This is a genomic window from Paenibacillus sp. EB106-06-01-XG199 (assembly GCF_058791575.1).
Genome location: NZ_JBYTDQ010000003.1, coordinates 750,679 through 769,560, shown reverse-complemented (window position 1 = coordinate 769,560; position 18,882 = coordinate 750,679). Strand labels below are relative to the sequence as shown.

Annotated in this window: 26 protein-coding genes and 2 tRNA genes; 19 read left to right on the top strand and 9 right to left on the bottom strand. The window is 50.4% G+C overall.

The genetic code is table 11. From position 1 onward, the window contains the following. Positions 1-522: 522 nt before the first annotated feature. From pyrR to AC3WT9_RS14195, 13 genes are all read left to right on the top strand, one after another. A complete protein-coding gene (gene pyrR / locus AC3WT9_RS14255) occupies positions 523-1,083 on the top strand; it encodes a bifunctional pyr operon transcriptional regulator/uracil phosphoribosyltransferase PyrR (protein WP_341095403.1) in 561 nt (186 codons plus the stop codon). A 2-nt stretch (positions 1,084-1,085) separates the two neighbouring features. Next, positions 1,086-1,994 carry an aspartate carbamoyltransferase catalytic subunit gene (locus AC3WT9_RS14250; RefSeq protein WP_341095401.1) on the top strand — a complete coding sequence of 303 codons (909 nt, stop codon included), beginning with the start codon at positions 1,086-1,088 and terminating at the stop codon, positions 1,992-1,994. 125 nt (positions 1,995-2,119) lie between these two features. Next, positions 2,120-3,397: a dihydroorotase gene (gene pyrC / locus AC3WT9_RS14245; protein ID WP_445935351.1), complete on the top strand. Its 1,278-nt coding sequence runs from the start codon at positions 2,120-2,122 to the stop codon at positions 3,395-3,397. Between the two features lie 130 nt (positions 3,398-3,527). Next, on the top strand, positions 3,528-4,706 hold the full coding sequence (gene carA, locus AC3WT9_RS14240) for a glutamine-hydrolyzing carbamoyl-phosphate synthase small subunit (RefSeq protein ID WP_076109061.1): 1,179 nt from the start codon (positions 3,528-3,530) through the stop codon (positions 4,704-4,706). Position 4,707: 1 nt separating this feature from the next. Further along, a complete protein-coding gene (gene carB / locus AC3WT9_RS14235; protein WP_341095399.1) occupies positions 4,708-7,929 on the top strand; it encodes a carbamoyl-phosphate synthase large subunit in 3,222 nt (1,073 codons plus the stop codon). A 133-nt stretch (positions 7,930-8,062) separates the two neighbouring features. Next, entirely contained in the window at positions 8,063-8,836 is a 774-nt protein-coding gene (gene pyrF, locus AC3WT9_RS14230) for an orotidine-5'-phosphate decarboxylase (RefSeq protein ID WP_341097754.1), read from the top strand. Continuing rightward, complete coding sequence (gene pyrE, locus AC3WT9_RS14225) at positions 8,833-9,474, top strand: orotate phosphoribosyltransferase (protein WP_341095398.1); 642 nt, start codon at positions 8,833-8,835, stop codon at positions 9,472-9,474. Before pyrF ends, pyrE begins: the two co-directional genes overlap by 4 nt. Before the next feature lie 165 nt (positions 9,475-9,639). Then, positions 9,640-9,804 (top strand): hypothetical protein, encoded by a 165-nt coding sequence (locus tag AC3WT9_RS14220; RefSeq protein WP_019909365.1) that lies wholly within the window; start codon positions 9,640-9,642, stop codon positions 9,802-9,804. 82 nt (positions 9,805-9,886) lie between these two features. Next, a tRNA-Met gene (locus AC3WT9_RS14215) sits at positions 9,887-9,963 on the top strand. 47 nt (positions 9,964-10,010) lie between these two features. After that, positions 10,011-10,084, top strand: a tRNA-Ile gene (locus AC3WT9_RS14210). Between the two features lie 152 nt (positions 10,085-10,236). Next, the gene (locus AC3WT9_RS14205) at positions 10,237-10,497 is read left to right on the top strand and encodes a YmaF family protein (RefSeq protein ID WP_341379514.1); all 261 of its coding nucleotides are present in this window, start codon (positions 10,237-10,239) and stop codon (positions 10,495-10,497) included. Positions 10,498-10,725: 228 nt separating this feature from the next. Next, positions 10,726-10,914 carry a hypothetical protein gene (locus tag AC3WT9_RS14200; RefSeq protein WP_341379512.1) on the top strand — a complete coding sequence of 63 codons (189 nt, stop codon included), beginning with the start codon at positions 10,726-10,728 and terminating at the stop codon, positions 10,912-10,914. Positions 10,915-11,018: 104 nt separating this feature from the next. Beyond that, positions 11,019-11,138, top strand: a complete 120-nt coding sequence (locus AC3WT9_RS14195) for a YjcZ family sporulation protein (RefSeq protein ID WP_341095390.1) — start codon at positions 11,019-11,021, stop codon at positions 11,136-11,138. Between the two features lie 102 nt (positions 11,139-11,240). On the opposite strand, the gene AC3WT9_RS14190 is transcribed toward AC3WT9_RS14195, so the two are convergent. From AC3WT9_RS14190 to AC3WT9_RS14180, 3 genes are all read right to left on the bottom strand, one after another. Further along, positions 11,241-12,566, bottom strand: a complete 1,326-nt coding sequence (locus AC3WT9_RS14190) for a serine hydrolase domain-containing protein (protein ID WP_341379511.1) — start codon at positions 12,564-12,566, stop codon at positions 11,241-11,243. Positions 12,567-12,641: 75 nt separating this feature from the next. Next, entirely contained in the window at positions 12,642-12,875 is a 234-nt protein-coding gene (locus AC3WT9_RS14185; RefSeq protein ID WP_341380406.1) for a helix-turn-helix domain-containing protein, read from the bottom strand. Positions 12,876-12,899: 24 nt separating this feature from the next. Next, positions 12,900-13,160: a hypothetical protein gene (locus tag AC3WT9_RS14180; protein ID WP_341379510.1), complete on the bottom strand. Its 261-nt coding sequence runs from the start codon at positions 13,158-13,160 to the stop codon at positions 12,900-12,902. Between the two features lie 90 nt (positions 13,161-13,250). On the opposite strand from AC3WT9_RS14180, the gene AC3WT9_RS14175 reads away from it, so the two are divergent. Further along, complete coding sequence (locus tag AC3WT9_RS14175; protein WP_341095384.1) at positions 13,251-14,018, top strand: 2-phosphosulfolactate phosphatase; 768 nt, start codon at positions 13,251-13,253, stop codon at positions 14,016-14,018. Here the strand turns inward: AC3WT9_RS14175 and AC3WT9_RS14170 are convergent. Continuing rightward, a complete protein-coding gene (locus tag AC3WT9_RS14170; protein WP_341095382.1) occupies positions 14,011-14,688 on the bottom strand; it encodes a WD40/YVTN/BNR-like repeat-containing protein in 678 nt (225 codons plus the stop codon). The two genes, AC3WT9_RS14175 and AC3WT9_RS14170, sit on opposite strands and share 8 nt — an antisense overlap. Before the next feature lie 144 nt (positions 14,689-14,832). On the opposite strand from AC3WT9_RS14170, the gene AC3WT9_RS14165 reads away from it, so the two are divergent. Beyond that, positions 14,833-15,012, top strand: coding sequence for a hypothetical protein (locus AC3WT9_RS14165; protein WP_341095380.1), 180 nt, complete (start codon positions 14,833-14,835; stop codon positions 15,010-15,012). A 144-nt stretch (positions 15,013-15,156) separates the two neighbouring features. On the opposite strand, the gene AC3WT9_RS14160 is transcribed toward AC3WT9_RS14165, so the two are convergent. The 3 genes from AC3WT9_RS14160 to AC3WT9_RS14150 all read right to left on the bottom strand — a co-directional run bounded on the left by AC3WT9_RS14160 (position 15,157) and on the right by AC3WT9_RS14150 (position 16,234). Then, the gene (locus tag AC3WT9_RS14160) at positions 15,157-15,321 is read right to left on the bottom strand and encodes a hypothetical protein (protein ID WP_156130946.1); all 165 of its coding nucleotides are present in this window, start codon (positions 15,319-15,321) and stop codon (positions 15,157-15,159) included. An 81-nt stretch (positions 15,322-15,402) separates the two neighbouring features. Beyond that, on the bottom strand, positions 15,403-15,945 hold the full coding sequence (locus AC3WT9_RS14155) for an ImmA/IrrE family metallo-endopeptidase (protein WP_038595315.1): 543 nt from the start codon (positions 15,943-15,945) through the stop codon (positions 15,403-15,405). A 112-nt stretch (positions 15,946-16,057) separates the two neighbouring features. Beyond that, positions 16,058-16,234, bottom strand: a complete 177-nt coding sequence (locus tag AC3WT9_RS14150) for a YjfB family protein (protein WP_341095377.1) — start codon at positions 16,232-16,234, stop codon at positions 16,058-16,060. Between the two features lie 306 nt (positions 16,235-16,540). Between AC3WT9_RS14150 and AC3WT9_RS14145 the strand changes: the two genes are divergently transcribed. Next, positions 16,541-16,693, top strand: a complete 153-nt coding sequence (locus AC3WT9_RS14145; RefSeq protein WP_445744989.1) for a YjcZ family sporulation protein — start codon at positions 16,541-16,543, stop codon at positions 16,691-16,693. Between the two features lie 47 nt (positions 16,694-16,740). On the opposite strand, the gene AC3WT9_RS14140 is transcribed toward AC3WT9_RS14145, so the two are convergent. Then, a complete protein-coding gene (locus AC3WT9_RS14140) occupies positions 16,741-16,878 on the bottom strand; it encodes a hypothetical protein (RefSeq protein ID WP_156130945.1) in 138 nt (45 codons plus the stop codon). Between the two features lie 172 nt (positions 16,879-17,050). On the opposite strand from AC3WT9_RS14140, the gene AC3WT9_RS14135 reads away from it, so the two are divergent. Then, on the top strand, positions 17,051-17,263 hold the full coding sequence (locus AC3WT9_RS14135; RefSeq protein ID WP_341095375.1) for a hypothetical protein: 213 nt from the start codon (positions 17,051-17,053) through the stop codon (positions 17,261-17,263). Continuing rightward, positions 17,253-17,519, top strand: a complete 267-nt coding sequence (locus AC3WT9_RS14130) for a hypothetical protein (RefSeq protein ID WP_341095374.1) — start codon at positions 17,253-17,255, stop codon at positions 17,517-17,519. Before AC3WT9_RS14135 ends, AC3WT9_RS14130 begins: the two co-directional genes overlap by 11 nt. 68 nt (positions 17,520-17,587) lie before the next feature. Here AC3WT9_RS14130 and AC3WT9_RS14125 read toward each other — a convergent pair whose 3' ends face one another. Then, on the bottom strand, positions 17,588-18,025 hold the full coding sequence (locus AC3WT9_RS14125) for a NucA/NucB deoxyribonuclease domain-containing protein (RefSeq protein ID WP_341095372.1): 438 nt from the start codon (positions 18,023-18,025) through the stop codon (positions 17,588-17,590). A gap of 146 nt (positions 18,026-18,171) precedes the next feature. Here AC3WT9_RS14125 and AC3WT9_RS14120 point away from each other — a divergent pair, with 146 nt between their 5' ends. After that, complete coding sequence (locus AC3WT9_RS14120; RefSeq protein ID WP_341095370.1) at positions 18,172-18,588, top strand: cytidine deaminase; 417 nt, start codon at positions 18,172-18,174, stop codon at positions 18,586-18,588. The last annotated feature ends 294 nt before the right edge of the window (positions 18,589-18,882 follow it).

The following is an 18,882-nucleotide window of genomic DNA, read 5'->3' as shown; positions in this document are numbered from 1 at the left end:
GCGAATGTGTTCGCCTTTGTCACCGGATTTCCACCGCATATAGCGGGTAAAATCAAGAAATCTGGTGACAACAGCGGCCGGAAGTCCAAACATTCACCGTAGTTACGTCCTCGACCAAAATGGGTAAATCTTAAATTGAATCTATATAGCAGCGGTATCAATCAAGAAATCCAAATCTAACAGCGGCCGAAAGTCCAAACATTCCCGCAGCCTGCGTCCTCTCACCTATACAATCTAATATTTTCAGTTCCACTGCCTCCCATTTGACACAAGCCATGACTTCTGTCATAATTCTGTTAAATGAATATGCGCCTTTAATTCAGTCCCGTGAGGCTGGCAAGGTAACGTGAATCGAGGTTCGCGACTTAAGGAAGGAATCCGTATGAGTACGGAGGGTCTTTTTATGCGCGCGGACACGCCATCTTTTTGAATCTGCGGATTTCACTCCTTGCCTGCTTTGGGCAAGGAGTTTTTTGATTTCCGGGAGCTTGAACGGGCGTACAAGCAGGAGGATGACGGATTATGGTTACTGAGAAAAATGTCATTATGGATGAAACGGCAATTCGCCGCGCGCTGTCGCGCATTGCCCATGAGATTTTGGAGAAAAACAAAGGTATCGAGAATTGTCTGCTGGTAGGCATCCGGACACGCGGCATTTACCTGGCCCAGCGGATCGCAGAACGTATCAAGGAAATTGAAGGTGTTGATATTCCTTACGGCGAGCTGGACATCACACATTACCGCGATGACCGCGAAGAGATGGACCGGGCGGTAGTGAAGAGCTACCTGACCCTGCCGGAAGGAGTCAGCGGCATCCACGACAAAAAAGTGATTTTGTTCGACGATGTGCTGTACACCGGACGCACAATCCGCGCGGCGATGGATGCCCTGATGGATTGCGGACGGCCAAGGATGATCCAACTCGCTGTACTGGCTGACCGTGGACACCGGGAGCTTCCGATCCGTCCGGATTACATCGGCAAGAACGTACCTACCTCCAGGCATGAGCAGATCGAAGTGGCGCTGACCGAATTCGACGGCAAGGATGAAGTTTACATTATTTCAAACCGGGAGGAACGATAACAATGATGACGGCAACCAAGGTGAAGGAACGCAGTCTGCTGGGGATTAAAGAGCTGGACAGCTCGGAAATCCGTGAGTTATTGGAGAGAACAGCGTACTGGGACAATCAGGCCGAGAAGCTGACCCCGGTACTGAGATCACATTTTGTTGCCAACATGTTTTTTGAGAACAGCACGCGCACCCGCTTTTCCTTCGAAATGGCCGAGAAACGCCTTGGCGTTCAGGTGCTGAATTTCACGGCTGCGGCTTCCAGTGTAGAAAAAGGCGAGTCGATCTACGATACAGTACGCACACTGGAATCAATGGGGATCGATGCCGGAGTTGTGCGTTTGAAGCCTGCGGGCGTGCTGCAGCAGCTGGCCGAGAAGGTGTCCATTCCGCTGATTAATGCCGGAGACGGCAATAACGAGCATCCGACGCAAGCGCTGCTGGACCTGTATACAATGAGCAAAAATTTTGGCGGGCTGAAGGGCCTCAAAGTTTCGATTATCGGGGATATTATGCATAGCCGGGTTGCACGCTCGAACCTCTGGGGATTGACAAAAATGGGGGCCAAGGTGCAGTTCTGCGCACCGGAGAATATGCAGGCGCCGGAACTTGCTGCCTACGCTCCTTATGTGAGTATGGAAGAAGCGCTTCAGGCTGATGTGGTCATGATGCTGCGGGTTCAGCTTGAGCGCCATGCATCCGGCATACTGCTGTCTGCTGAGGAATACCGGAAACAGTATGGATTGACGGAAGAACGGGCGGCCCGGCTCGATAAGAACACGATCATTATGCATCCGGCTCCGGTGAACCGCAACGTAGAGATTGATGACGCAGTGGTCGAAAGCAGCCAGTCGCGGATTTTTCCGCAGATGTCCAACGGCGTGCCTGTACGGATGGCTGTGATGGAGAGAGCCCTTCAATAAGAACTCTTCAAGTTAAAAAAAGCTGACATAAACACACTAATAAATATACACAAAGTTGAATTTTTATTATATAATAATCAGAGAGCTTGCGGCTGCGGCCTGCAGGTAAAAGGAGAATCATAACCGTGATCATAAGAAACGCCAGCGTGCTCAACCAGGAAGGCGAGTTAGAGACTAGACATATCGTAGTTCAGGACGGCATAATTTCCGCAATTGAGAGTAATCTGGATGTGCTCGACGAATCCGCTGAAATCATAGAAGCCGAAGGCAAACTGCTGATCCCGGGACTGATTGATATGCATGTGCATCTCCGCGAGCCTGGCTTTGAGCATAAGGAAACGGTAGAAACCGGAGCACGTTCGGCTGCCAAGGGCGGATTTACTACTATCGCCTGCATGCCGAATACACGCCCGGTAACGGACAGTCCGGAAATCGTACAGTTTGTGAAGGACAAAGCGCGCGAAGCCGGACTGGTGAAGGTGCTCCCTTATGCGGCGATCACGAAAAATGAGCTGGGACGCGAGCTGACCGATTTTGCCGCACTTAAGGAAGCTGGAGCCATTGGTTTCACGGACGACGGAGTAGGCGTACAGACTGCCCAGATGATGAAGGATGCTATGAAATTGGCTGCCGGGCTGGATATGCCTGTAATCGCGCATTGCGAGGACGATTCGCTGGTTGAGGGCTGTGCGGTAAACGAAGGCAAGTTCGCAACCGCGCATGGCCTTAAAGGCATCCCGAACGAGTCGGAAGCGATCCATGTCGGACGCGATATCCTGCTGGCTGAAGCAACCGGTGTTCATTATCATGTCTGCCACGTCAGCACAGAACAATCGGTGCGGCTGATCCGCCAGGCCAAACAAATCGGCATCAAGGTGACCGCGGAGGTATGTCCGCATCATCTGCTGCTGTCAGAGGATGACATTCCGGGCATGGATGCCAATTGGAAAATGAACCCGCCGCTGCGTTCGCGCCGCGACGTGGAAGCCTGCATCGAGGGTCTGCTGGACGGGACGCTGGATATCATCGTGACCGATCATGCGCCGCATAGTGAAGAAGAGAAAGCGAAAGGCATGCAGCTTGCACCGTTTGGTATTGTCGGATTTGAGACAGCATTCCCGCTGCTCTACACCGCTTTTGTGGCAACCGGCAAATGGGATCTGTCCCTGCTGGTGCAGCGGATGACCGCTGATCCGGCCCGGGTGTTCCGGCTGAATACAGGCCATCTAACGGTTGGGGCCCCTGCCGATTTGACGCTGATCGACCTCAAGGAGGAGCAGGAAGTAGATCCGGCTTCATTTGCCAGCAAAGGACGCAACACTCCTTTTGCTGGATGGAAGCTTAAAGGCTGGCCGGTTATGACATGGGTAGACGGCACAGCGGTTTGGACTAAAGCTAATTAATGAACTGGTGGAGCGAAGATGCCGGCTGTATGGGGCAAGGTGAACATGCGGCGGCATTTTGGCGCGTTACACTCCGCTAATGATGCAAGGCATAGAATCAGACTACAGAAACAAGAAGGAGTGGATGGGAATGCAGGCGAGATTGCTGCTACAGGACGGAACGCTGTTTACAGGCACCGCATTTGGCGCTGAAGGCGAAAAGACGGGCGAGGTTGTTTTTAACACAGGAATTACGGGATATCAGGAGGTGCTGTCGGACCCTTCGTACTGCGGGCAAATCGTCACCATGACTTATCCGCTGATCGGAAATTACGGCATTACCCGTGATGATTTCGAATCTGTGCGTCCTTTTGTACACGGCTTTGTTGTACGCCGCCATGAGGAAGTGCCAAGCAACTGGCGCGCCGAATACAGCGTGGATGACCTGCTGAAGGAATATGGCATTCCCGGAATCAGCGAGATCGACACGCGGATGCTGACCCGCATTATCCGCCACCACGGTACGATGAAGGCCATTCTAACCACTTCCAACAAACGTGTGGAGGAGCTCATGGAAATGATGGGCGACACGACCATTGAGGAGCTGCGCAATCAGGTAGCCCGGACATCTACAACCAAAACGTACAGCAGCCCGGGGAACAAAGAACGGATCGTGCTGGTCGATTACGGCGCGAAGACCGGTATCCTGCGCGAACTGAACAGCCGCGGCTGTGATGTTGTAGTGGTGCCGCATGATGTGACTGCAGATGAGATCCGCCGCCTGAACCCGGATGGCATTCAGCTCTCCAACGGCCCTGGGGACCCTAAAGACGTGCCGTATGCCGTCAACACGATCTCCGAGCTGCTCGGCGAATACCCGATCTTCGGCATCTGCCTGGGTCACCAATTGTTCGCCCTGGCTTGCGGCGCCGACACAGAGAAGCTTAAATTCGGCCACCGTGGCGGGAATCACCCGGTAAAGGAACTGGAAAGCGGACGCTGCTTCATTACCTCGCAGAACCATGGCTACACAGTTAACGAGGATTCAGTTGTCAATACCGAGCTTGAGGTTACACATATCAACAACAATGATAAGACAGTCGAAGGACTCAAACATACCCGCTACCCCGCATTTTCGGTGCAGTACCATCCGGAGGCGGCGCCGGGACCGCATGACAGCAGCTATTTGTTCGACCGTTTCCTGCAAATGATTGCTGATCACAAAGCGAAAACGCCAGCAGGCTCACGCCAGGCCCAGCTTGCCGCAAATGCCAGAATCACGGCACCACAACCCAAAGCACAGCTTGAAGCCGTGAAAGGAGCTCTATAACATGCCAAAGAACGATAAACTTAAAAAGATTCTCGTCATCGGCTCCGGCCCGATTGTCATCGGCCAGGCTGCCGAGTTTGACTATGCAGGAACACAGGCCTGCCAGGCACTCAAAGAAGAAGGCGTGGAGGTAGTGCTGATCAACAGCAACCCGGCCACGATCATGACCGATACCAATATGGCCGACAAGGTATACATCGAGCCGATTACACTTGAGTTTGTTACGGCGATTATCCGCCAGGAACGCCCGGATGGCCTGCTGCCGACACTGGGCGGACAGACCGGCCTGAACATGGCCGTGGAACTGGCCCGCGCAGGTGTGCTGCAGTCGGAGAACGTGAAGCTGCTGGGCACACAGCTGGAATCCATCGAGAAGGCAGAAGACCGTGATTTGTTCCGCGATCTGATGCGCGAGCTGGATCAGCCAGTACCAGAGAGCACGATTATCACCACTGTGGAAGAAGCGATGGGTTTTGCCGCAGGAATCGGCTATCCGCTGATCGTTCGTCCAGCCTATACGCTCGGTGGAACCGGCGGCGGCATTTGCGACAACGAGGAAGAGCTGCGTGAAACCGTCAAAGCGGGTATCCGTTACAGCCCGATCGGTCAATGTCTGGTGGAGAAAAGCATCGCCGGCATGAAGGAAGTTGAATATGAGGTTATGCGGGACGCGAACGACAACTGTATCGTTGTCTGCAACATGGAGAACTTTGATCCTGTCGGTGTACATACTGGCGACAGTATCGTTGTGGCACCGAGTCAGACGTTGTCCGACCGCGAATACCAAATGCTGCGCAGCGCGTCACTCAAGATCATCCGTGCGCTGAATATCGAAGGCGGCTGCAACGTGCAGTTCGCGCTTGATCCGCAAAGCTATCAATATTATGTCATTGAAGTAAATCCCCGGGTCAGCCGTTCCTCGGCGCTGGCGTCGAAGGCGACCGGTTACCCGATTGCCAAAATGGCAGCCAAAATCGCTCTCGGCTACACGCTGGATGAAATCGTTAACCCGGTTACAGGACAGACCTACGCCTGCTTCGAGCCAACACTGGACTATATCGTCAGCAAAATTCCGCGTTGGCCGTTTGACAAGTTCACATCGGCGAACCGTAAACTGGGCACGCAGATGAAAGCGACCGGCGAAGTCATGGCGATTGGCCGTACCTTTGAAGAATCGATTCATAAAGCAGTCCGTTCCCTGGAAATCGGTGTCCACCGTTTCCGTCTGCCGGGCGCAGAGCAGCTGGAAGACAGCGTGCTGCGGGATCGTCTTGCCAAAGCGGATGACGAGCGGCTGTTCCTGATCGCGGAAGCGTTCCGCCGCGGCTACGGCCTGCAGGAGATTCAGGATATCACCAGCATTGATTGGTGGTTCCTGTCCAAGATTGAAGGCCTGGTGAACTTCGAGGATGTGCTGCGCAGTGAAGAGACGCTGAGTGCCGAAACCTTGTATCAAGCGAAACGCAAAGGTTTCACTGACCGGGCAATTGCCGAGATCCGGGCGGAAGGCCGGCCGGGCGGAGCTCAGACGAAGGAAGTGGATGTTCGTGCTATGCGCCTTGCGCAGGGACTAACTCCGGTCTTCAAAATGGTAGATACATGCGCGGCTGAGTTCGAAGCATCTACACCTTACTACTACTCCACTTATGAGACGGAGAATGAGGTTATCCATTCCGACAAGCAGAAGGTTATCGTGCTCGGGTCCGGACCTATCCGGATCGGTCAGGGGATTGAATTCGATTATAGTACCGTACATGCGGTCTGGGCGATCCAGAAAGCCGGATATGAAGCTGTAATCATCAACAACAACCCTGAAACGGTATCGACCGACTTTAACACCTCGGACCGGCTCTATTTTGAACCGTTATTCTTCGAGGATGTCATGAATGTCATCGCCCAGGAGAATCCGATTGGCGTTATCGTCCAGTTCGGAGGACAAACTGCTATTAACCTTGCTGCGCCGCTGGCTGCAGCCGGTGTAAATATTCTCGGTACCAGTCTGGAAAGCATCGACGAAGCTGAAAACCGCAAGAAATTCGAAGCGCTTCTGGCCCGTCTGAATATTGCACAACCTAAAGGCAAGACGGTAACCGATGTGAGTCAAGCCGTAGAAACAGCTCAATCGCTGGGATATCCGGTACTCGTACGTCCTTCCTATGTACTGGGTGGCCGTGCAATGGAGATTGTCTACAACGATGCGGAATTGCTGAGCTACATGGTTGAAGCGGTGAAGGTGAATCCGGAGCATCCGGTGCTGATCGACCGCTACATGCTGGGCAAAGAGGTCGAGGTTGACGCGATTTGCGACGGCGAGACCGTGGTCATCCCTGGTATTATGGAGCATGTAGAACGTGCGGGTGTCCACTCCGGTGACTCCATCGCTGTCTACCCGCCGCAATATCTGGATGAAGGCCTGAAGCAGAAAATAAGCGAAATCACGATCAAGATAGCCAAGGAACTGAAAACGATTGGCCTTGTCAACATCCAGTTCGTCATTTACCAGAATGAAGTATATGTGATCGAAGTGAATCCGCGCTCTTCGCGTACGGTTCCTTTCCTGAGCAAGGTAACCGGCATTCCTATGGCCCATCTGGCTACCAAGATCATTCTTGGCGGCAAGCTGAAAGACGATGGCTACACCGAAGGCCTCTGGCCGGAAAGCGACTATGTGTCGGTAAAAGTGCCGGTGTTCTCTTTTGCCAAGCTGCGCAGAGTAGAGCCTACCTTAGGGCCGGAAATGAAGTCGACCGGCGAAGTCATGGGCCGCGACAAGCTGTATGCCAAAGCGCTCTATAAAGGTCTGATCGGAGCAGGCATGAAAATTCCGGCAACCGGAGCAATCATCGTTACGGTAGCAGACAAAGACAAAGCTGAGGCAGTTGAGCTGATGAAGGGCTTCCACGCCATGGGCTACAAAATCATTGCCACCGGCGGCACGGCGCATGCCCTTGAGCAGGCAGGCCTGAACGTGATGAATGTCAACAAGCTGGATGAAGGAGAGCCGACAATCCTTGATCTGATCCGCGGTGGTCAGGCCAACTTTGTCTTCAATACGCTGACTAAAGGTAAAACGCCGGAGCGTGACGGCTTCCGCATCCGCCGTGAAGCGGTAGAGAACGGTGTCGTATGTATGACCTCACTGGATACGGTAACGGCGCTGCTGATCATGCTGCAGACGATCAACTTCTCGTCCCAGTCCATGCCCGCTTTTGTCGGACAATAACCTATAGATGTATGAGTAGCCCTTTCGGGCATGCCACAGGAACGGTTTGCGTTATCGCAGACCGTTCCGCTATGCCCGGGGACCCGGTAACTGTTAAAAAATGACCAAAGGAGCTGATCCGTACGTGAAACAGATGGACCCACAGCAGCTTGAACACGAGAATGTCGGAGAAATCACCAGACGGGATGAAATGGCTGAGCGGCTGATGATTGCCCTGGATTATCCTGATGCAGCGCAAGCGAGACTGCTCATTGAGAAGCTGGAAGGCATTCCTTGTTACATGAAGGTTGGAATGCAGCTGTTCTATGCAGCCGGACCAGACTTCATCAGAGAACTGAAGGCCCGCGGTTATTCTGTGTTCGTCGATGTCAAAATGCATGATATCCCCAATACGGTGCGGGGTGGGGCGGAGAGCCTTACGATGCTCGGTGTGGATATGTTCAACGTACACGCCTCCGGCGGCTCGGCTATGATGGCTGCCGCGCTGGACGGGGCTGCCCAGGCGGTCAGCCTGCACCCGTCCCTGAGAATGCCGCTGATTATCGCAGTGACACAGCTCACGAGCACCAGTCAGGCAGTGATGAACAGCGAGATTGGCATTGCCGGGAATGTAGCGGACACCGTGGTGCGTTACGCCAAGCTGGCGGCTGAGGCCGGCCTGCACGGTGTGGTAGCTTCACCTAAGGAGTCGGCGGCGATCTCTGACGCGTGCGGCCCGGAGTTCCGCACGGTTACCCCGGGCATTCGTCCGGCAGGGTCTTCCCTGGACGATCAGTCCCGGGTGATGACGCCGGGACAAGCTATCCGGCAAGGCAGCCACTACCTTGTAGTGGGCCGGCCTATTACGGCTGCGGCGGATCCGCGCGCAGCCGCACTATCTATTATTGAGGAGATGACTCAAGCATGAGCACATTATCGAATAAAAGCCAGCAAGTCGCCAGCTATCTGCTGGAGATTGGGGCAGTGGCGCTGCGTCCGCAGGAGCCTTTTACCTGGACCTCCGGCATCAAGTCGCCGATCTATTGCGACAATCGACTGACCTTATCTTTCCCGGCAGTTCGCGGCTACATTGCCAATGGCTTCGCAGAGCTGATCAGAGCCAGCTATCCGGACGCTGAAGTGATTGCGGGCACAGCCACTGCGGGGATTCCGCATGCGGCCTGGGTGGCCGACAAGCTGGATCTGCCGATGGCATATATCCGCGACAAAGCGAAAGGCCACGGCAAACAGAACCAGATCGAAGGGATTATCTCTCCCGGACAGAAGGTCATTGTGATTGAGGACCTGATTTCTACCGGCGGTAGCTCGATTAAGGCGGCGCAGGCCGTACAGGAAGCCGGAGGAGAGGTGCTGGCCGTGCTGGCCATCTTCAGCTATGAGCTGGACCGGGCCACTGAGGCATTTGCGGCAGCTGGTGTGCCGCTGCAAAGCTTGTCCAACTACAGCACATTGATTGATGTAGCACTGAGTCAAGGCACAATCGCTGACAGCGATGTAGCGCTGCTGCAGTCCTGGCGCAAAGATCCGGCCTCGTTCGGCGTGTAGCAGAATTGTATCCGGCAATGTTTCTCAGGCCCTCACCGCAAGGTTAGGGCCTGCTGTTTTTTTATTGGCGGATACCGTATTCTGCGGCTTATATTTTATAAACTGGGCATGATAACTTCAGGGAAGGAAGACATCCATTATCGTAACAAAGGAGAAGAAGGCATCATGAACTGGATATACTTCGCGAAGCTGTTCAGGACGAGATTTCAAGCAGGCTGCCTGGCCAAGAGGCTGGAGCAGGACGGTTGGATTTACGGCTATCATGATCCGCGATTTGTGGAAATTTATCGCTCCCGCAAGGGCCGCTACGGGGTACGTTTCCTGCCCTGAATAAATTAACAAAATCATCCTTGACTTTAGTGCCTGCTATATTGTATATTAACTATTGTCGCTGTTTGAATATGATTACTGACGCGGGGTGGAGCAGCCCGGTAGCTCGTCGGGCTCATAACCCGAAGGCCGCAGGTTCAAATCCTGCCCCCGCAACCAATTTATTTTCCTGCAGCCATTGTTTATCATACGGATACTTTAGATCCGGGCCCTTAGCTCAGTTGGTTAGAGCGGTCGGCTCATAACCGATTGGTCACAGGTTCGAGTCCTGTAGGGCCCACTTCACTAAACCCCTTGCCTAGCAAGGGGTTTTTGCTATGTTGTGGTTTTTTTTTGAATCCAGAAAAGACCTGATAATGGCTGTGCACCTATCCGAGTTTGTCTTAAATAAGATGATGTGAAGTTGCATAATTTTAGGGAGGCAGACAATGGATGAAGAAGAAACGGCCTACAATAAAGAAGATAAGAACAGGCTCAACCCAGGCACAGAGACACGTACATGAATTTGAAGGGAGCACTAAACTGGCTGAAGAAGGTGCAGATCGGCACAACCACCGGTTCGCAGGTGTTACAGGACAAGCGATTCGGGCAGGAGCAAGCCATATGCATTTTGTTACAGGTCAAACTACTTTAAATGATGGTCACGTACACAAGTTCAATTTCGCAACATTGATTCAAGCACCTCTCGTATAAATTGGATCAATATGGAATTATGTGTTCTATATGGATAAGGATAGGCTCTAAGAGCTTGTCCTTTTTTGGTTTACGGCTGCCGGACAAACTTCCTCCGTTGCTAGCGAGACTGGATTGTGAGATTATAGGGAAGTATAAATTTGAGATGGAATAGAGGCAGACGGAAAAATGTTTAAAACGATCTTTAAAAATTATCCTTTGTGGTTCATGATTATTTGGGGTTGTGTAATGATAGGGTTTGTTGTGTTGTTTATAACGGGCATCAATCTGTCGCTAATGATGGCAGGGCTCATGATCCTATATATTGCAAACACAATACGTGCCTGGAAAAATGAACGGATTATGGGTGTCATTTCTTTGGTGCTGGTTGTTGTATTTGCAGCAGCAACATACGTAACATTCATGGCGGATAAATAAACCAGACCGGCTGAGTACACAACAACATATTTCCATTTCACCCAAGCAGTGAAGAGCATTCTGCATATTCTATGCTGTACTCACTTTTGAAGGAGGAATGAGAAATGGGTTCATGTGGTTGCGGAGAAAATGTTGGTCCTGTAGGCGGTTTGGGCACATCGACTGCGGCAATTCTGGTATTGTTTATTCTGCTCGTAATTATTACCAAATCATTCTGGCTGTAACTTCTGCTTATCCGGTTTCCTAAAGTACAGACACAAAAAAGCAGCGGCTGCCAAGAGTATTATTCCTGCTCAGGCTTCCGCTGCTTTATTGTTTTACCGGCTTTATTCGCCGGATCTCTCATAAGGCAGGTTCAAGGTATCGAAACTGTAGGTTACCTGTTGGGACTTTACTTCCGTAGCCTTATGAAAAGTAAAGGTGCTGTCACACACCACACAGGCCAGTACTACTGCTTCCGCGGTATCTGCAACTAATTTAAGCTGGAACTTCTTTTTTTTGAACTCCTGATTGAACAGCCGGTCTACATACAGCAGGCCTTCTTCATAATGAATTGTAAAATGCCAGCCCATTGGCGGAAAGCAGTACACCCCCGCGAAGTGTCTAAATTGTTCATAGTCCGCGGCGTCCGCAAGTTCAGGTTTGACTATTATGGAGGTCGCCCCAGTGTACAGAATGCTTCTCAGGCCCTTTACAAGGCGGGCTACAGGGCTGGCATCGTTGTTGCTGAGTACAATTATGGTGAAATCCCCTAATATGTACTGCTGCAGGGTGCAGGTGTATCCATAAATATTCCCGTCCATAAACATTTCTTCTACAGGCTCGCCCTTTACACAACAGCCATATCCCACCGAAGCCTCCAGGTACCACAAATATCCGTAAGGAGAAAGCATACGGTCATAGGCTTCCTTGCTTATTATTGTGCCGCTGCCCAGCGCCTTGACCCATGTGAACAAATCGGCCGCAGTGGAATAGAGAAATCCGCTTCCAAAGGCACCAGTCATATCGTAATACTCTGCACAGACTACGCCTTCACCCGAGCAGGAATATCCGTATGCCTTATTGGTGAGAATCTCCTCATTGCAGCTTATTCCGGTATGCTTAAGTCCGAGCGGTGCAAATAAAAATTTCTCGTAATAAGCGCCGATCTCCATGCCCGACACCATCTCAACGATTCTGGCGAGGAAGACAAAATTCGAGTTGCTCTTCTGCACTTGCTGTCCAGGTTCACCTTGCAACGGTTCGTGATTTAACCACTCCCGAATGCTCTCGGCAGAAAGCCGGTCTCTTGAACTATATTGGCTCAGCTCTGTATAATCCGGTATCCCCGAGGTGGAGGACAGTAAATGATGAATGGTGATGCGGTCTCCGTGTCTATAGCCGGGATAATAATATTCCATGGGCTCGTTCAGGCGAAGCTTCTGCCGGTCATACAGCTGCATTACAGCCGCTGCCGTGAACAGCTTAGTGATGCTGCCTATATTATAAATAGTGGAGGGTGTATTCGGCAGGGCATACTCATGATTTCCGTATCCATATCCCTTCTCCAATAAAATATGATCTCCCTGGGCAACCAGCACGGTTCCGCTAAAGCGTTCCGCATCCTCCCAGGTTTGCATGTATTGTTCGAGCCTGAACTGTATGTTTGTCATGTCTAGCCTCCTAATTCCTGTATTGCTCTATTGTATAAGACATGACAATAGCTGAATTGTAAAAAACGGACAGGCTTAGTTCAAGCTTTTGATATATTCGCTGGGAAGCAGCCCGCAGATGCTTTGAAATTCATGTATGAAATGAGCCTGATCATAATATCCGGTCTGCAGTGCTGCAGCGGTCAATTTGCTGCCTTCCATCCTGTTCAGCATCCCGAGAACGCTTTGAAAGCGCATGATGCGCGTAAAGGTTTTGGTGCCTACGCCGGTGCGTTCATAGAAGATTCTCCTCAGCTGCCGTTCACTGATGCATTCATAAAAGGTATATGTTTGTCAGGGTCTGTTCGCCAGCCCCCAAAGTGTTCCAAAGACAAAAATATAGAGCACAATACCCGCTACAACAAGCGCAGATAACCATCTGAGGATAAGCGGTTTGGAGGCATTTTTCCCCAAGAAGCTGGTAAAAAAGCAACCTGTGAAGCCTGTCATTAGAAGGTACAGAAGATCCTTATTGTATTCTTCAGCAAAATCGAAGGTATAAAGGATCAGAGCAATCACCGAGATAGTGAACAATATACGGGACAGGAATTTCATAGTTCCTCCTCTAGTAATTGTATATTTTTAACTTTATATTATAGCAAATATAATCTCCACTTTAAAAAATGGGATAAAGGAGGAAGTCCGATGTTTTATGACCAGGCACCTTATAAAGTCAAATTGGAATGGGGGCAAAGAGGAGCGCGGGCCGCGTCTGAACGTGGGGACATTGTGATCATAGTTGATGTGCTCAGCTTCTCTTCTACGGTAGTGACAGCGGTTCAGCACAAGGCCAATGTCTTTCCGTATCCCCCGCCAATCAATGAGAATGCCAAAGCCTATGCCAGAGCCAACAGTGCGGAAATCGTCTGGGGAAGAGCGGAGGCGATAAGAGAAGGAGGGCATTCCCTGTCACCATTGTCGTTTAGTTCTGCGGATTTTGGCCGTGACTTTGTATTATGTTCATTAAATGGTGCTGCGTGTACATGGATTGCTTCACAGGTGCCGGCGCTGCTCATCGGATGTTTCCTTAATGCGTCTGCCGTGGCTGAGGTTGCTAACCGGTTAATGCAGCAATTGCAGGCAAATATCACTGTGGTTCCCTGCGGCGAAAGGTGGTCCGATGTTAGGGATGGTGAAAATAATTTGCGTCCAGGCATTGAAGATTATTTAGGTGCAGGTCTGATTCTTTCCCAATTAACCGGCAGCAAATCTCCTGAGGCTGAGGTCTGTATTGGAGCTTTGAAGTACTCCAGCAAAACCATCAGGGAGCTTATATGGGATTGTGCAAGTGCCCGTGAACTTCGTGAGCGCGGGTATGAAGACGATGTGACCTATTGCTGCCAGGTGAATATTAGCAGTGCTGTGCCTATTCTTCAAGACACCAGCTTTATAAATGCTAAGGATCTTAATTAATAGACCAGATTTCCCCGTTGGATGAAGTCCAGGTTCTATCGCCGATAGTAATACTCCATAAGTAGCTTGCGGATTTCTGATCCAAAGAAGCCATCCATGATAAATCGTTCCATTGCCCCTCAGTTCTATCCATGATGGCTGTCCAATGACGTCCATTGTCTTGTGTTGCATAGAAGAGAAGAGAGGTATTGGTCTGGCCTTCCTCGTTCAGCAGCACGATTCCATAATTTGTAGAGGTGAAAAATATAGGAGAGGCAGGATTAAACTGAACAGCAGCGTATTTAGGAGGCACTTCAAGCAGCTCTTTGGCCCAGTGAATTCCTCCATCGGTTGTCTTATATAGTCCAATATCGCCTTGGCGTGGAGAATGGACCGTAATCCAGCCGGTGTCCTTCGTCTTAAACTTGAGGTCTCCAATGGGGCCGCTTGGCAAAGTGCCGCTCAAGGAATCGCTCAGCTTATGCCAGGATATGCCTCTGTCATTGCTCATATAGATACGGTTATCTGCCTGATACATTCCTGAACCTGCTGAAGTTGCCTTCCAGCTGTACCCAGCTTCCAAAGAATATTGGAATGTACGGATGTTATTATCTTCATCTATGTTACCGGCTTGCGGACTGTATGCGAACATAAGCTGGATTACGGACATAAGAACCCAGAGTGTTTTCATGGAAATCCCCTCCTCCTCCCATAGTATAGGAATAAATTGGGAGATAGGTTACAGAGAGATGAAAGAAAGGTTAATTTCCTTTTATGAAACTTTATGGATCTGGAAGCGTTTTATTGAGTATATACAAAAAAGGAGATGGAGAATATGTCTGAGCAAAAGAAAATTCAGGAGCTTGAGCACCGGATAGCTACGCTGGAGAATCAAGGCGGACATCCACCCGGCAACGACCCGAAAAAAATATTGCGCAGGGTGATATGGGGGATTCTGATCGTGTTTTTCCTGCTGACGGCAATAGGCGTAATGCAGTTTGTGAGCTCAGGCTAGCCAGATTGTTCATTCGTTCTTCTCATGAACGAGCAGTGTAGTGCAGACAAGCGTTATCATTAGTAAACACATCCCCCCCCCCTTATTAATAGATATGGACCCTGCCAGACGCCGGCGGGGTCACTTTTTTGTCCATGGGTTCTCCTAATCTTCTTCCTTCGGTTCTTGCAGCAGAATGGAGAAGGTCTGGGTTTCATGATCGACCTCAATGGTCTCAATGCCAACAAAATCCGGGATATCAGGATGCACGGCATCCACGCTGTAATCCGGATGGGTCATTAATAACTGGATGACTTGAATGGCGTCCATCTCGCTCCCCCTTACGGGTAAATTCACACTATACATAAGGTCTCTGCATTTCATTATGCATAGCTATTATCCCCGCAGCGTTTACCGAATATGTCGGTGGATTAAATTTCTGTCTTCGTTCCTTTCCATCACGGCCATCAATTGCCCCTGGAACACTCGTCTCTGAATCTGGTCAATCCGCTGCATGGCCAGCTCAGCAGGAACCTGAAAGGTTGAAGCGATATATTGGACGGCATCTTCACGGAGTTCAGGCAACATTCTGGCAGAAATCATGGAGTAGGGCATCGCCGCATAAAGGATAAAACGCTCGGATTCATCCTCCTGTGCCTGTGTGAACTGTTCGGGCATCAGCGTGTGGTTACCGGCATGGCGAAGCAAATGGCAGAGCTCATGGAGGAACTCGAGACGCTGCAGCTCGGGAGGAAGGCGGCTGTCAATAAACATGCTGTACATGCCTGCAGAGGCTTCAATGCTCTTGCTTCTTACATCCAGATAATGAATCCAGATATTCAGCCGCTCCGATATGTACTCAATGGAGATTTGCGACGGCTGTTGCACGTTCAACCGCTGATATAAATCTTCAGTCCATTTCTCCAGGGCGGTCATTTGATAGTAGGATTGCATGGGAATCACCTCGATATAGGATCGTATGTTCGTATTATTGGCCAAAAGAAAAGCCCGAAAGGGCTCAAGGATAACCGGAACTCATGTTCTTATATATGTAATCATAAATCAATCAAACTACAATATCAAGTGTTTTTCCCAAATTGGGGTGTGGGCTCTGCTGGAGCATTTGGACCAGATTCTGGCTTTGGATCTCAGTCGTTTTTGTGGCAATATTCATGACTTGCAGCCCTGAAGCCTGGTATAGGGACGTCTGACTCATCGCCATTGATAATGCAGCAATGTCCATGTTCCACCTCCTGAAAGTTTTTTGAAGCTTTACTACTTAGATGCTGCGTCACAAAAAACTCGCTTCGGAAGCATGCGCTAAGTTTTGTGAGCAATGCTTCCTGAAAGTTCTTCGTACAAAACTCACATCGAAAGCATACGCTAAGTTTTTTGAAGCTTCACAGCTTTGAATTTACTTACTGTATATCGACAATGACAGGCCGATACTTTAGGTGAATGACATTTCTTTGCCGTTTGGCCTATACGGTACATCAGCCTTTGTCATATTCTGTGCTATATTCAATATTCACGAGGAGGAATTTAAATAATGGGTATAGATTATGGTTGCGGTAATAACGTTGGTGGAGTAAACCAAGGTCCACCGGTAGTTATGCCGGTAGTAAGTCCATGGACATCGACAAACTCCATTCTGGTTCTCTTCATTCTTCTGGTAATTATTACAAAAGCCTGTATATTCTAAATTAGACTCAATCGAATGTTGCCCCGTCAGGCATATGCCAGATGGGGCTATTTCTTTTTTTTACGGGCTGTGGGTCCAATCTGACGTTTGATTCTTCCCGTGGTTTCGTCGACTTCAATGATATAGAGTTCTTTTACCGTGCCTGCAAGTGCAAACCATTCCTTGAAGGCTTCTTCCTCAGACATGGGCCCGTAAAGCCTTTTTCCCCGATAACAAATATAGAACACCTTGGCTCTCCGCGCGTGGAATATTATCCCACTTTATATTACGCCTAATTCACGGAAGATTGCATAAAGAACATTTGTTCGCATATAATACATACAAATATTCCTGGGATTTCTTAAGGAGGCGGTTTACATGAGTGCAAAAGAATTGGAGAAGCTGATCGGGCAGGTAATTGAGATCATATATGAGGACAAGTCGGGGAACATCACCCAGCGCAGAGTTGAGGTTCATGGGATTAAAGCCGGGCTGCTTCGGGCCACTTGTCTGACCACGGGCGGTCCAAGGGTATTCCGGACAGCAAACATCCTTGCCTGGCGCCAGGCAAAGGCCCGTTATGCTGGATGATACAGCGCGCAAGCTGCTGAGGATCATGTACCATTTCAGCAACCACTTCCGGAGGATGCCAACACTGCCTGAGCTTGCAAGGCTCAGCGGGCGGACACCGGCGGGAATCTATTCCGGATTTCGCGAGCTGGTGCTGGAGGGTCATATCCAATGGCAGCCGCCACAGCCTATAGAATCGGCGGTTATTTTGGTGGCCTGGGAAACTCCCGGGCCTGGAGCGCATACTTCAATCAGCGGCCACTGGAAGGATGACTGAGGCAATCTGCGTAGCGCTACGTACACAAGAAACGGATACCCTCCGGGAGGACGGTATCCGTTTTTTTGTTATTTGAACATGAATTCTACCTTAGTTCCGTCAGCAAAATCCTCCAGCTGATTGCCTACCCAGCTTCCTGCCCCGCGGTTATCGCTTGGCGTTATGTATTCAATGTCGGCTCCGGCACCGCCTTCGTCACACATGGCCATCGGCCATTCATCACGGTCGTAGCCTTTTTTGGTCGGAACCCCTTTTAAGGATTCCTTGCGGTTTGCTTCGGCTTCCCCCCGGTTGATGGTGCAGATCGCCGATTCCCCGCTGCTGATTGCCTCCTGGATATGTCCGGCTGTCTCCGGGTAACGATCCGCCGGGAATTCGAGCTGGACTACCTCGGAGTCTTCCGAAGAAGGCGTCGTGACGTTCTGGCCATTATCTTCAAACCAGTAAGCCGCCAGGACCAACAGTGCAATGATGATAAGACTGGAGATGAATTTCTTCTTTTTCACATCTGCTCCTCCTAAAAGTTTTGTGAGCATAGCTTCATGATTCAGGTTCGTACAAAACTGGCATCGGAAGCATAGCTTAATTAGTATAGCGTAAATTCAGTGTCCTTTAGTATACTAAGTTAGGAAAATAAAGGGGGGACAGGGAGATGGGAAAAGAGATTTCAATTGAAGACCAAACGCTTATCGCCTCTGCGGTGGAGATTATCAAGAAACGGTATGAGTGGGAGCGGCATCATGTCGGTGCGGCCCTGCGCACCAAGACAGGAGAGATCTTCACGGCGGTTCACCTCGAGGCCAGCCTCTCCCGGGTTACTGTGTGCGCGGAAGCGATGGTGATCGGCAAGGCAATTTCCGAGGGGTACAAGGAGTTCGATACCATCGTTGCGGTGAGGCACCCGGACCCGGACAGCGAGGACAGAGAGATCAAGGTTGTCTCACCTTGCGGCATGTGCCGGGAGCTGATCGCTGACTATGGCAAGGATTGCAAGGTCATTCTAATCGAGGATGACAATCTGACCAAGGTCGATGTAATTGATTTGTTGCCTTTGCGGTATGCAAGGTAAGAGGCAGCCGTTCCGGTATTATACATACGTCTAGAGTCAATGAGATTAGCAGGCCATGCAATGGGAGGATTAGCCCAGGCCGGAGATACAAACCAAAGAGCCTTCGGGCTCTTTTTTGCTAGCAGATGCAGCATGCGGCTATATGGTGAAATGAGAAGTAAAAGTGCATTTGAATTCGCCGCATGCGGGTTATATGGTGCAATGAGAGGTAAATATGCAATTGAATCCGCTGTACATGGTAAATTTGTTGAAATAAGAGGTAAAAGTGCATTTGACTGCACCACGTGTATGGCT